11 protein-coding genes are annotated in these 13,486 nt (G+C 35.7%); all 11 read left to right on the forward strand.

What is annotated here, in order from left to right; translation table 11 throughout:
* Window positions 1–271 precede the first annotated feature (271 nt).
* The 11 genes from AMS59_RS23290 (at window position 272) to AMS59_RS23340 (ending at window position 13,337) form a co-directional block, all read left to right on the forward strand.
* Window positions 272–1,195 carry a serine/threonine-protein kinase gene (locus AMS59_RS23290; protein WP_053486089.1) on the forward strand — a complete coding sequence of 308 codons (924 nt, stop codon included), beginning with the start codon at window positions 272–274 and terminating at the stop codon, window positions 1,193–1,195.
* 460 nt (window positions 1,196–1,655) lie between these two features.
* Window positions 1,656–3,824, forward strand: coding sequence for a hypothetical protein (locus AMS59_RS23295; protein ID WP_053486090.1), 2,169 nt, complete (start codon window positions 1,656–1,658; stop codon window positions 3,822–3,824).
* Window positions 3,825–4,051: 227 nt separating this feature from the next.
* Window positions 4,052–4,477, forward strand: coding sequence for a hypothetical protein (locus AMS59_RS23300; protein WP_053486091.1), 426 nt, complete (start codon window positions 4,052–4,054; stop codon window positions 4,475–4,477).
* 90 nt (window positions 4,478–4,567) lie between these two features.
* Window positions 4,568–5,002: a J domain-containing protein gene (locus AMS59_RS23305; protein ID WP_053486092.1), complete on the forward strand. Its 435-nt coding sequence runs from the start codon at window positions 4,568–4,570 to the stop codon at window positions 5,000–5,002.
* A 35-nt stretch (window positions 5,003–5,037) separates the two neighbouring features.
* A complete protein-coding gene (locus tag AMS59_RS23310) occupies window positions 5,038–5,613 on the forward strand; it encodes an FHA domain-containing protein (RefSeq protein ID WP_053486093.1) in 576 nt (191 codons plus the stop codon).
* Between the two features lie 39 nt (window positions 5,614–5,652).
* On the forward strand, window positions 5,653–6,177 hold the full coding sequence (locus tag AMS59_RS23315) for an FHA domain-containing protein (RefSeq protein ID WP_053486094.1): 525 nt from the start codon (window positions 5,653–5,655) through the stop codon (window positions 6,175–6,177).
* Window positions 6,178–6,183: 6 nt separating this feature from the next.
* Window positions 6,184–7,023 (forward strand): PP2C family serine/threonine-protein phosphatase, encoded by an 840-nt coding sequence (locus AMS59_RS23320; RefSeq protein WP_053486095.1) that lies wholly within the window; start codon window positions 6,184–6,186, stop codon window positions 7,021–7,023.
* Between the two features lie 50 nt (window positions 7,024–7,073).
* Window positions 7,074–8,702, forward strand: a complete 1,629-nt coding sequence (locus AMS59_RS23325; RefSeq protein ID WP_082337748.1) for a serine/threonine protein phosphatase — start codon at window positions 7,074–7,076, stop codon at window positions 8,700–8,702.
* Between the two features lie 4 nt (window positions 8,703–8,706).
* A complete protein-coding gene (locus AMS59_RS23330) occupies window positions 8,707–9,981 on the forward strand; it encodes a hypothetical protein (protein WP_053486116.1) in 1,275 nt (424 codons plus the stop codon).
* Window positions 9,972–10,667 carry a hypothetical protein gene (locus AMS59_RS23335; protein WP_053486096.1) on the forward strand — a complete coding sequence of 232 codons (696 nt, stop codon included), beginning with the start codon at window positions 9,972–9,974 and terminating at the stop codon, window positions 10,665–10,667. Before AMS59_RS23330 ends, AMS59_RS23335 begins: the two co-directional genes overlap by 10 nt.
* Before the next feature lie 21 nt (window positions 10,668–10,688).
* The gene (locus AMS59_RS23340) at window positions 10,689–13,337 is read left to right on the forward strand and encodes a molecular chaperone (RefSeq protein WP_053486097.1); all 2,649 of its coding nucleotides are present in this window, start codon (window positions 10,689–10,691) and stop codon (window positions 13,335–13,337) included.
* Window positions 13,338–13,486 lie beyond the last annotated feature (149 nt).

The raw sequence follows: 13,486 nt of genomic DNA on the forward strand, positions 1-13,486 counted from the left end.
GGCGAGCAAGCGATAGCGCGCTTAGATTTAAAGCAAAATCTCAGTTTTCCCTGTCCATTTTCTTGACATAGTATCACAGTTGTTAAAACGTATGCCATTTATCTTTCACTAGTAGACTCCTATCTCTAAGGTGGTGAAGTGTGCGGATGCGGTCCCCTATCAGTGGGTGTCCTAACACCTACTAAATGACAGGCGAAATCAACCACACGTTATGGTGATGATGTAACAAATTGTTCGTAATTCAAGTGTTGAAAGGGATGATAGAACGAAAATGCAAGCGACTGAAGTTGAATTAGGCTTACCGGTAAACAGTGTTCTGAACGATACATATAAAATAAAAGAAGTTATTGCTTCTAGTAAATTGTCCTTTGTTTATATTGCGGAAAATACTCAAGAAGGGAATCAGATAATTATTAAGGAGTTCTTTCCGAATGACATTGCTTTGCGGGATTTAGATAATAAAACCGTCATTAATCGTGTACCTTCAACAAAGCAGAAATTCGAGGATTTAAAAGATATTTTTCTAAATGAAGCGTTAATAATGCAGCAAATAAATCATCGTAATATCGTCAAATATATTAACCACTTTGAAGAAAATGAGTCGATTTATATCATTATGGAGTATTATGAAGGAATGTTGTTAGATCAATACTTAAAGGATTATCCTATTAATGATAGAGATCATTTATACACTAGTATTTTTCTCCCTTTAATTGATGCTTTACGCTATTTACATAAAAAAGGCATACTCCATCGTGATATTAAACCAAGTAATATTATGATTGATTCTGAAGGTAATCCATATATACTAGATTTCGGTTCTGCAATTTATTATAAAACTGCTGAAAATTATCAAATTTTTACTAGTCCAGGATATTCTCCTCTTGAGCAATATTCGACTATATCTGAGCAAGGTGTATATACAGACATTTATAGTTTAGCAGCAACATTTTATTATTCTCTGACAAATGTTATTCCACCTGATATATCGCAGCGGTTGATAGAGGATAAAATGGGAGATGTAAGAAAGTATAATAAAAAGGTGAGTGTTTTTTTATCTAAAATGATTTTGTGGGGGCTGGCAGTGCAAGCAAAGAAACGTTGCTCTTCACTAAAATATATGAAATTGGTAATTACTATTGAAGATATTGTCAATAGGATAATGAACTATTTTAAGGAAAATAATTCTAATTGACCAATAATTTAGGTTATTTGATTCTGTGTTATCATTTTACAGTTAAAGGTAAGAGCTTACGAAACAGCTTATGGCGTATAAAAAATACGCTATAAGCTGTTTTTTTAATAAAAAAAAACGAATACATACACTTTTCTCGTTAAAATATCATAAATTTCTCAATGCTTATTTTTTACCATACACCCAGTTAAATACATTTATTTAACATAAAATTCTATTGTAAATATTGACAATAAAATTAGATATTGTATAGTTACTTTGTGATACATAATGTCATCAGTGATGTAGAAATAAGAGGTAAAGAATATAATTCTAGTTTTACAAAATTGTAAATTCTTTATATTTTATTGCCATTTTATAACTCAATAGTTATTTTTTATTATATACTCACTTGTGATTATGCTTACTCGAAATTCGTTACAAAAAGGAGGGATGGCTGTATAATTATACGGCCGGCTGAATGGAGATTATTAGTCAAACAAACAGAACCATGCTCTTTGAGGAAATTAATCCGGAAAAAATGGATTTAATTACGCTTGTTGGAGATGTAAAAGGGATTGACAGTCTTAGTGATGAAAAAATCAAGGAAATGAATGAATATCTACTTGTCAAAAGCTTCGACGAATTTTTAGATAAGTTTTCTCCAACGGTTTACTCATTCTACAATGCTGCTAACCAAAAGGTAATGTATACATTAAAAAAACCTGAAGGAATTCAAGATGACTGTATTTCTGAAATAGCAATTGACCAAAATAATGATTTTTTAAAAATGCTATTTACCCTTATAGATACGAAAAGAAGTCAGGGCATTGCAAATGTTGACTTTAAGTTTGAAAATTTGCTCGATATGATCTCTCCTAAAAAGGTTATGGACGACATTCGACAAGTCAGAAAAGAAATCCATTACCTATACGGTGAATATGACAAATTAGATGAAGGCGATCCAAAAAAATTGGATACAGGGGACAAGCTAAACCTGATGTTTGAAGTAGCAAGTAGAAATTACAACAATGTCATGGCGATGCTTCCTTTAGCAATTGAAGATATTAAAACGAGACTATTGTTAGGTGCTAATCAGGATGAAGATGAATCCGAAAAATTACAAATAGGAACACTTTCTATTGGTGACAATGGTGAATTAAAAATCATTGAGGCACCACAAAATAATAGCTCGGAACTGATGGTTATTGAGGAAAATAGTAACTATGGTTTAAGCACAGTTTTCGAAGAGGACTATGAGGCGATTACAGAATCACCATCCTCTTATGTCAAGGATTTAGTCGTAAGAACTTTCTCTCCTTTGCCAGCTGTGAAAGCTGAATTTGATGTAGAGACAGAGGTGCAAAACTACAATACATACTTAGAATTCTATAAGGATGCTAAGGATGAATTTGTAAAAACAGTGAAGCCATTAGTTGAAAAACTATTAGGCGTAAAAATGTACTTTGATCAGTATGCAACTAAAAACAAAGGTATGCAGCCCTCGTTACTTGTAACGAACGCAAAGTTAGATATGCTCGTTAAAAGTAATAATCTGCCACGATTACGCACGTATTTAAACACTGTTAACTCTAAAAATGACTTTACAGATACAGTATGGTATGGAATTGTCCCTGCCCTAGAACTAGAGGCTTCCGGAAAAATGAAAGTAAGCAGATCTAGATTTAAAGGGAACGAGAAGGTTGCCAAGCAAGATGGCAATACGATGGAATCGTTATCCGTCCTTCTTGATACTGTGAAAGATTATAAAGTACAGATTTTCTTCAACTTCATGGCAGAAGAAGAAACGACATTCAATGGAATTGCTACAGCAGGTATTGATCGACTGATCGATAAATGCTCAGTGCTTCTTCGAAAAGATTATAGTGAGTTTGCGATACCATGTTTACCGAACTTCACTATTATTCCTAAAGATAAATCAGGTGTAATCATTGATACAAGAATGCAGACAACAGAAAATGGAGCGCGATTATCTAAAGAAAAAGAGGATATTTTAAAGCTTTGGATAGAGGGCGTTTATGTTGGTGCTAGCTATGTAGCGGCAGGTATTGTTTCAGCTTATCAATGTCCAGAATATTTGAAAGACTCATTTAGAAATGTTCAGAGAAATTATCCAGGTGTACGATTCGATATCGAAGCTGGTGATAACTCACTTAGAGCCGTTACAACAATGGCGAAAGAAATCTCTGGATTTACTAATAACATTAAAGATGCTATTAACAGTAGAAGCTTCGGCTTTGTATTCTCTTCAGAAAATGCACAGCTTCAAGATAAAGACATTAAACGTATTACAGTGTATAAAGCTAGAAGTCTAGCAATGGAAGAAGATGGATTTGATTCAATCTACAAAACACAAGTTAGTACGTATATTGAAAGAATTTTACGATTCCAATCAGGCGACTTTAAACACGAAAATATCGTTCGATTCTTTAGTAATAATCCAAGTAGTCAAAAAAGCAAATGGATTAATGATAAAGGCTATGTAAACTCCATTATTCACGATGGAGATGACATCGGCTACATTATCGATGAAAAAACAAGCACATGTCAGATTGATCTAGTGTTTAATGGTAATGTGAAGAATCTTGAAGTCATGATTACAAAGGCAAGTAGTGCTGTTAAGGCCTAACAAGTTTAAACATACAATCAAAAATTTTTTAAGTGGTATGTTTAAGATTTATTCATAAATCTTTTAACATAAATAGAATCTTCCATAAATTTGCAAGGTGAAAACATTACATATTTCTTCATGCTTAATGTGTTTGCATTTGGCATGGAGGAATGCATACAGCTAGTTATAAATTCACCTAAAGCAATTTATTGAGACGATTCAACAAATATTAGGAGGTACTAAAAATGGGTTTTGTATTAAAAGTAGAAGGATCAGAAGCAATTGAACTAGGGTTAGATAGCATTATGTCTGTTCAGTATGAAACAGACACTCCAAATGACTCTAACGCACGTTCTACAGATGTAGGAGCAACTTTAAAAATAAGAGGTAAAATCCTTACTGCAACTGACGGTGACAATTCTGATGATACGATGAAATTAGGATTATGGTCATTAGTACCAGCTGAAAAGGCTGACTGTTACCGTAAAGTAACATTAGAAGTTATTTCTGCTGATCAAGTAGTAAGAAAAATTAATTTCCCAAATGCTTTTGTTGTTGACTATTCGGAAAAATATGGTGACACAGAAGGTATTGGTGAGTTCTACTTATTCATTAAGCAAAAGAAAGACAAAACAGACTTGGCGAAAATCGAAGGCGGCTACGCTGTCTAAGATTGCTGCTTGATAGCACTCCACATTATCTAAGGGACTTTCATAGTTCCTTAGATAATTTTGAATAATCCTAATACTGGGGATGAAAACATGAAAACGCATTATGAAACGTTAGGTGTCACTAGAGACGCCACGCAAGCACAAATAAAACTCGCTTATCGAAAACTATCAAAAAAACATCATCCAGATGTAAGCGGTGGAAACAAAGAATCTGAAAAGATTTTTTTAGAAGTAACAGAGGCATACAAAGTACTAAAGGATCAAGCTGCAAGAGAGGCATATGATGCTCGACTAGATGGAGCTGGTCAAAGTTGGAGTAATGGACAGACATATGAAAAACAGTCTACACGCCAACAGTCTACTGAAAAAAAGCCAGATTTTAATATGAGCAATATTGAAAAGAACTTTGAGCATTTTTTTGGCTTTAATCCTAAAACGAAAGAAATGGGATCAACTCTTAACAAAAATGCCAAGAAGAATCCACTAGATACAACTGATTTATTTGAACGTTTTTTTAACAAGTAAACTAAGCCATAGCTAGTATGAGGGAGTGTGATATCATGTATGACCAAAATTCAATGGATACATACACTGAAAACGCAAAGAAACAAATGATTATAAAAATAATCGATATCATTATTGTCACAATCGCCTTCTTTTTCATTTTATACGTATTTGTCATGAATCAGGATTTTATTTTGAAAACAATTATTGGACTTATGTTGGTCATACTAGCAATTGTTTATGGCTCTGTTAAGTATGAAGCAAGAGATAAAAATTACGATGTGACAAACAAGAAAATTCGAAAATTAGTTCTCCTCAATGATCGAGGAGCTGAAATAGATGAATGGGAGATAGATGACCAAACATCATTACTTATTGGTAAAAATTCAGCTGACAATAAGGCAGATATCGATTTAAGCGGTACAGAATATGAATCGCTTATTAACTATGAACATGCCGTATTAAATAATGTTTCTGGCGTATGGTACATAGAGGATATTGATTCAGTAAATGGTGTTGGTATAAAAAAAGCTCATAAGCGCGTAAAAAATAGAATACAACACGAAAGCCCTTACCCAATCGGTAATGGAGACACAATATACATAGCAAATACGCGAATTTTAGTGAAATAGAGACAAGTAAATTCGTAACATAGACGGGGGATAGCGAAAATGAGTTTGATTAGATGTACGAATGGTCACATGTTTAGTTCAAGAAGACATAGAAATGTTTGTCCATATTGCAATGTAATGGTGGAACAGGAGCAAAGACCAAGCAGTCAAACAGCTGTAGCAGAGCTAGATGATAAAACAATGCCATATCTCGGAGAAATGGATGGCATTGATCCGGTAACTGGATGGTTAGTTTGTATTGAAGGGCCTCAAATGGGTCGAGACTACAGGATTTTATCGGAAAAAAACTTTATTGGTAGAGCTGAGGATATGCACATTCGTATTGTTGGAGATAATTCGATTTCTCAGCGTAATCATGCAGTTATTGTTTATGATCCTAAAAAAAGGAATTTTTATCTACTTCCTGGAGATGCATCAGGCTTAGCTTATCTTAATAATGAAGCGATTTATACGCCAACAGAGCTAGCAGCGTATGATGTTATTCAGTTAGGCAGAAGTATGTTTCTTTTTATTCCCTTATGTGGTGTTCATTTTGAATGGGAAAACAACAACAGTGAGGAATGATGACAAATGGATCCGAAACTACTGCCATACATAATTGCGCTTGTTTTTATCGTTGTACTCGTTGCCTTATTAATCATAAGAAACATGTTTGCGCAACAAAATGAAAAAAACAAAATAGCAATCGGGAATGGACAAACGATTGGCAGACGTGATGAGCAAGATGATTACTTCTCTACAGCTGAAACGAAAGATGGGACAATTGCAGTCCTGGCAGATGGTATCAGTGGTTTAGCAAACGGTAGGATGGCAAGCACGGTTGCTGTCAATACATTTATAGAAGAATTTAAAAAGCTTAGCGGTCTAAATACTCTAGAAAAATTTTTTAAGGAGGCCGCTTTTGCAAGTAACCATATGATTGTCGAAAATTTAAATGGCTCGAACGGTGGTACTACATTAGTGGCAGCCGTTATTGATGATAACGGATTTCTTCACTGGGGAGCCGTTGGAGATAGTGTCATAACCATTTTTCGAAATGGAGAATTTAAGGCAATCAATCAAAAGCATATTTTTGAATCAGTGTTAACTGAGCGATATATATCTGGTGAAATATCTCAGCTTGAGGTGCAGGAAAATCCTTTGAAAAAGAGACTTATCAATTATTTAGGGTATGAAGGCTTTAAAAATATGGATATAGGAAAAAGTCCGATTCAGCTAAATAGAGGGGACAAGGTATGTCTATTTAGTGATGGAGTCTATGATACTTTAACAGAGGTTGAAATGGAGAAAATTCTCTCTCAGCAAGCTACTCCCTATGATATTGCTCAAGACATGATAAAAGCCGTTGAACAAAAACGCTTAAAAAATCAAGATAATGCAACCATCGTTATTCTAGAAAAAACATGGTAAACATTTTACTTGTCGTCTTTAAATGAGTCAGTAAATAAGGAGGAGTAATCATGAGAAAGGAAAATAGCAACTTTAAAACAAGTTTTTTATCCGAAGCGGGCTCATTTTTGCAAAATAAAGATTACTTTGCCTATACAGAGCTGGATGATGTAGCCTGTTGGGTAGCTGTAAAAGGGTTAGATTCTGATCAGGAAATAAGTAGTGCAGAGCTTGCCGTGAAGGCAATTTTAGAGAAATTCATGGAAAAGCCATCTATGTCTAGAAGAAGCATTAAAAAATATTTGAAAAATGCGCAAGACATACTTCAAGCTCAAAGCTTAAGGGTGAGATTGAAGGCTAGTATTGTCATTGTCGTATCAGATTACTCAAAGATGATTGTGGCAGTTGCAGGAAATTCGAGACTGTATCATTTTCGTAATGGTACTTTATCGTTTAAAAGCACTGATCAAAGCTTAGCGCAAGAGATAGTGAATACTAGGAACCGTTCGCTCGATATTAGTCAGCATGAGGAAAGAACTAATTTACTAAATTATCTTGGCAAACCAAAAGATTTCCAGCCTTTTGTTTCTAAGAAAATGAAGTTAATGGATGACGATGTACTAGTGCTTTGTACATCCGGCTTTTGGGAGGATGTCAATGAAATTGAAATGGCAGATGCGTTGGAAGATGCAAAAGAGCCTGAGAAGTACATTGATTTATTAGAAGAGGTACTGTTAAGTAGGCAAAAGAAAGTTGTCAATAATTACACAATCGCAGCTATATTTGCTAATAAGGTTTATCAAGAAACAAATAAGAAAAAAATGAAATACATCAAAATGATTGCAGCTGCATTAATCCTAGCTTTAGTTGTAGGTGGAGGCACGATTTTTTATCAGGCAAAGCAAGCCAAAAAAATGGCTGAATTAACCGTCGAGATGAAAGATCACGAAAAGAGCGGAAACCTTTATTTCCAAGATGGGACTTATGATAAGGCACTGCTGGAATATAGTGAAGGCAGAAATGCGGCCAAAAAATTGAAGGATCCAATACATAGAAATTTACTAGCTAAAAAATTAAGAGTTACCGATCTGATTATCAGTGGAGATAAATTAGCGGAAGAAGGTAAATTTAACGATGCCCTTGAGTCATATGAAAAGGCTAAAAAAGAAGGAAAGCTTATTAAAGACTTTGGGAAAGAAGTAGTTGAACAAAGAATTGCTAATATGGATACCATTGTACAAATTGCTGAAGCTGTGAAAGATGGAGATTTTCGATTTGAGGCAGAGGATTACAATGGGGCTCTTGAAACGTATCAAAAGGCAAGAAAAAAAGCCCTGACAATTGCCTATACTGGCGAACCTGAAATAAAGACAAAAATAGAAGATACAGAGGCTAAAATTGCTGAATTGAAAAAGGCCCAGAAGGAATTAAAGGCTGAAGGCTTAGAAAAAAGCGGAGATCAGAGCTATGCACGCCAAGAGTTTGGGAAAGCAATTGAATATTATACACTTGCACAGGAAATTTATCAGGAGACAGAGCTGCTGTCGAAGGTTTTAGGTCTTGAGCGAAAGGTTATGAATGCCAATGATAAATTAAATCCTCCTCAAGCACAAGCTGCCGATAATGCAGCACCGCCTGCGAATGAAGGGACAGCTGCCAATGAGCCATCTGATGCTGAAGTGATGAAAGAGGGAAAATAAATTGATGAAAGAGCTCATGATTGAACGGTTACGCAAAATAGAGGATTTAGAGCAACGTCAACTGCTAAAGGATATTGTCAGTGGCGTTTTTGTAAATTTAATCGACTATCAGGATGAAATGAACAAAAAGCTTGAGGAACGCATATTCAACGAAATAGATGATGTCGAGAATAGGTTTGATATTTATGTGACGTTAAGTTCTAAGGAGGATATTGACCCTATTCATGAATGCTTATTCCCAATGCGGCCAGCTGATTTAGAAAGTAAATCAATCAATATTAAAAAAATGCTTGAAGCGTTTAAAAACAATGAATCGGCAGAACTGTTCACATTATTTCTAGAATGTGATTCCGTGCAAATCCAACAGTTACTTGCTGAGCAGCGACTCTTTAATGGAAAGCTAGTAACGACGGAAGGACAAGTAGAAATTAAGGTCAGTCTTACACAAAATACGGACTATTTACAAGAGATTAACAAGCTATATCCGCTTTTCCAAGTAAATGGTTTGCCATGGAAAACTGTTAATCATCCATTTGTCTATAAATTTTTTAATGTAAATTTAGTAGATTGCCCGCCTTTAAATGAGGATGCCGAAATTACTGGAATAATTGTTGACTTAGAGGAGTATGAGCAAGAAAAACGACTGAACATGGTTCCACTATGGAACATTGAACGCCATGAAGTCAAAAATGTCGGTTTTCCTATTCCTGCCATCGATAAGGTAAATTATGAGCATGTCCTCTCCATACGTAAAATTGGCAACGAGCATGGCTATCTTGTAGAGGCCGATGAGGATAATGTTCGTTACGTTAAACGTTCAGACAATGAATTAACAATTGTCTCACCCCGGGATAAGTCAGGGGTTTGGCAGTTAATAAAAATTGCAAAAATGGAAGATGAGAAAATCGGGAAATTAAATTACGAGCTTGTATCAAATAGAAGAATTGAGCATTTTATACACAAATTCGCTAACAAGTATACAGCTAATGTTAAAACGAAGGGCGAAATTACGCGTATGATTAATTCCTTCGAGGCAGCTGACAGCTTTGAGCTTGTAGATGTCGAAATAGTGGATTCCTATTCTGGAACAAGCTTTACTCATTCTGCGAACACTTTCTTAACGGAAATGATAGGAGAAAATAATCATAAAAAAACGATGCTATTAAAGTTTAAGGCGAATGAGGAGAGAAACTTTATTGCAAACGATATTTTAAGCTTCCTTGTATCAGAAGTACAACGACATTTCTTCGAATATGAATGTGTAGGTGTGTGGCTATGAACTATATTTGGGATTTGCTCATTAAGGCTGAGGATGATGGCCTTTCTAAAAAGGATATATATTTTCATCTTGCCGAAGCCTATTCACCTTATATGGAACTTAGTCCACAACTATTAAATGCGCAGTATGTTGAACAGCACGTTGAAGTAAATCCGTATTATCGCTATTACGGAATTTTTAACAGTCTTTTTCATCCGGATAATTCTACAGATATTGAGTTTAGGGATTACCTTTTAGATACCGTATTGCATTTTTTAGCTGAAATTGATCGTATGCAGGGCATGAATAAACGAGAGTTCTATATTCGCTTTATCTTAAGAGAAATTGAGGCCAATGTATTTGGAAAATTGGTACGCGATAATATTCATGCCTTTACGAAAAAGGAGCAAGAAATAGTTGCGCTGAACATGCTAAGGCTTTACCAGGCAGGTGAAGAAATTTACTTATTAAAGGATACGCTGAAAAGGCTCTTTAAAAATTGCATGATTTATGTGAAATCAGAAGAGCAGGATGAACTGCTTTTATACATACGTCAGAAGCAGACAGAACAGAATGAGCGAAAGGTCCAGCTTGTACAAGAAATTTTCCTGCCAATCGGCTTTCATATGGAGGTTTATTGGCAATATCACTTTGGCATTATTGATGCAGAGGAAACGATGAAGCTAGATCGAATAGCTCTTTACTAAATAGACAGGGGAGGGATTCCAATGACAACTAACTATTCATATAAGCTGTATGCCAATAAGCGTAATACAGAAAAGAAATATATGACCTATACACGAGTAGAATTAATGGAAATGACAACCTTCCAGCTTAGAAATATTTGCTATAAGGAAAAGCTTGTGACTGGGCTTATTAATACACTGACAAGAGATGAGTTAATCGACAAGATTTTAAGATATCGAGGCTCTGAAGAAAACCCTCTTATTAGAGAAAAAAAGGATGGGGGCTTTGAACGAGTAGAAGCGGCCATGCAAGAGTATTTAAAAACACCGATGTCTGACAATGGTGACATTAAAATTCCTGCCAAAATGAGCTTATATAGCGGGATGAAGATTGATAAACCCGATCAGTATTTCGTGGAAACAGGCGGTTTTCTTGTTGAATCTAATGTACTGTTAGTCAATGAGCAGCTGGAACTTTGCGGCATCCTTAATATCCTTAAAGACGACGAAGTCCCAAATCAATATTATTTCGCTGCTGATCAAGCAATAGGTATTCGGAAGACAAACAATAAAAACTACAGCTTTATTTTTTTAAGAAAGCAAGATTCCGAGTATATCTATAAGACTTACTATCAGGAGACCCCACTTCCACCAACAAATCTTCATTACTATAAGGTTCCAATACCAGATTTAGAGATTAAACAGCTGGAAACAACCAATGCCATTCTTGCCATTGATTTTGGAACAACAAATACAACGGCTGGTGTCTTTTTAGAAAGTGATTATGTGTCCTCTCCTTGTAGTCATGATTTATTAAATAACAGAATTCAGCTAAATAGCATCAATTTTGTGCAATTTCCAGACCCACTTCATCAAAACGAATGGATTGAAGTAGTGCCGACGGTCATGACTGTAGCAGATTGCTCAAATGCAGATCAAGTAGGCTATCACTACGGCTATGAAGCGTTAAAAATGATGAAAAAAAATAGCTATACATCGTTGGCTACGAAATTCCAAGGTATTAAACGCTGGGTTAGTAATTATGCCAAGTTGGAAGAGGTCATGGATGCCAATGGGAATACTGCACTTGTTCCACGGAGCCAAATTTTAAGAGAGTTTATGCTTTATATTATTCGAATGGCGGAGCATCAATTTAAATGTCGCTTCAAGCATTTACATATCTCTAGTCCCGTTAAGCTGAAAACACAATTTTTAGATATGTTTCGTGCGATTTTGCCTGAATACCAAATCGAAACTGAGCATGCCCTCGATGAAGGGATGTCGGTTCTTTATAATACGATCGCCAATCAAATAGAGAATAATAGTTTTCTCGATGGCAAGGAATATAAAGCGCTTGTGATCGATTGCGGAGGCGGAACAACAGACCTTTCTTCTTGTAAGTTTCGAATAGAGGACGGACATATTTCTTACAAAATTGATATTCATACTACCTATGAAAATGGGGATACGAATTTTGGTGGCAACAATATTACGTATCGCATTTTCCAATTTATGAAAATCGTCTTTGCCAACTATTATAGTCGAGGAAAAAATGATTATGATATCGATGCATTAATAGATATTCCAGGTAAGGATATTTATCGATATGTAGATGACCATGGCGTTGAAGCGGTGTACGAACAATTCGAAAAAGCCTTTGTAGATGCCGAATATATTATTCCTACACGCTTTAAGGAATATGAAAATCGAACACGTGATGAGTACCTACGTGTCCGCAATAATTATTATTTCTTATGGGAAATGGCAGAAGAGATGAAGAAGGAATTTTTCCGCAAAACAGGTATATTAAGAAGTCGTTTTTATGCGGATAGCGATATGCAGCACGATAGTGATTTAAATGTCACAGCAGTAGATCGCTGGTGCCTGTCGTTAGTAGAAAATAATCAATTTAAGGAAGTTTATGACTTTCCAAATGTCTTCTTCAACATTAAAGAAATCAATCATCTCATAAAGGCTGATATTTATGATATTGTGCGAGAATTTTTAGAGGAATTTTATGAGACTGGCATACTGAGTGACTATTCTATCATTAAATTAACGGGACAGTCCTGTAAAATAGACGCATTTCGCGAGGCTTTAAAGGAATTTGTACCAGGACGCAGCATTGAATTTAGACAAAAAGCTGAAAATATCGGGAAAGTTCCAGAGTTAAAGCTTGCTTGTTTAAGGGGAGCACTTCGTTATTTAAATGCCAAGAAAATCGGCATGATTGAAACAGAAGTGACGAACCATGCGCCAGTTGTGCCTTATGCTGTCAGCGCCTTTACACATAATCGTCAGGAAAAATTACTTATTAGTAGCTTAGAAAGACTGAATCAAATACACGGGACGATTTCTCGCCCATGGGGTGTAAAAGAAGTGGAGTTTTACTTAACAGGTAGCGACAATCACTCATCGTATAAATACACTTACTTTAATCGTCAGGAGGATTATGCGCCTGTTCTTTATGAGAATATCGCCATGCACTATCAAGATAAAATTCCGCAGGACGAGACGGACTCCATTACGAATGGAGAAGTGAAGTTCTTTGTTTTTGCAGGCGAAGATCATTGGGGCTTCCACGTAGTTCCAGTGGCAAGAAAAGACGAGCAGCTGTTTATCGGACACAAGGAATTCTTCGCCTTCGAAACCGATTTGTCTGAGCTAGATTTCTTTGATGGATTAAAGTAAAACCTTCGGCGGATGGAAAGAAGTTCTTAAGTGATCGGGTAAGGCCCGAAAGTGATCAGGTATCTCTGAAAAGTGATCGGGTATCCCTGAGAAGTGATCGGGTAAGCCCCGAAAGTGATCAGGTATCCCAGAAAAGTGATCAGGTAAGC

The organism is Lysinibacillus sp. FJAT-14745 (assembly GCF_001275675.1).
Lineage (GTDB): Bacteria > Bacillota > Bacilli > Bacillales_A > Planococcaceae > Lysinibacillus.

What these genes read in the sequence shown, in the direction of transcription:
- AMS59_RS23290 (WP_053486089.1), top strand. Translation starts at nt 272, where the DNA reads ATGCAAGCGACTGAAGTTGAATTAGGCTTACCGGTAAACAGTGTTCTG.
- AMS59_RS23295 (WP_053486090.1), top strand. Translation starts at nt 1,656, where the DNA reads ATGGAGATTATTAGTCAAACAAACAGAACCATGCTCTTTGAGGAAATT.
- AMS59_RS23300 (WP_053486091.1), top strand. Translation starts at nt 4,052, where the DNA reads ATGGGTTTTGTATTAAAAGTAGAAGGATCAGAAGCAATTGAACTAGGG.
- AMS59_RS23305 (WP_053486092.1), top strand. Translation starts at nt 4,568, where the DNA reads ATGAAAACGCATTATGAAACGTTAGGTGTCACTAGAGACGCCACGCAA.
- AMS59_RS23310 (WP_053486093.1), top strand. Translation starts at nt 5,038, where the DNA reads ATGTATGACCAAAATTCAATGGATACATACACTGAAAACGCAAAGAAA.
- AMS59_RS23315 (WP_053486094.1), top strand. Translation starts at nt 5,653, where the DNA reads ATGAGTTTGATTAGATGTACGAATGGTCACATGTTTAGTTCAAGAAGA.
- AMS59_RS23320 (WP_053486095.1), top strand. Translation starts at nt 6,184, where the DNA reads ATGGATCCGAAACTACTGCCATACATAATTGCGCTTGTTTTTATCGTT.
- AMS59_RS23325 (WP_082337748.1), top strand. Translation starts at nt 7,074, where the DNA reads ATGAGAAAGGAAAATAGCAACTTTAAAACAAGTTTTTTATCCGAAGCG.
- AMS59_RS23330 (WP_053486116.1), top strand. Translation starts at nt 8,707, where the DNA reads ATGAAAGAGCTCATGATTGAACGGTTACGCAAAATAGAGGATTTAGAG.
- AMS59_RS23340 (WP_053486097.1), top strand. Translation starts at nt 10,689, where the DNA reads ATGACAACTAACTATTCATATAAGCTGTATGCCAATAAGCGTAATACA.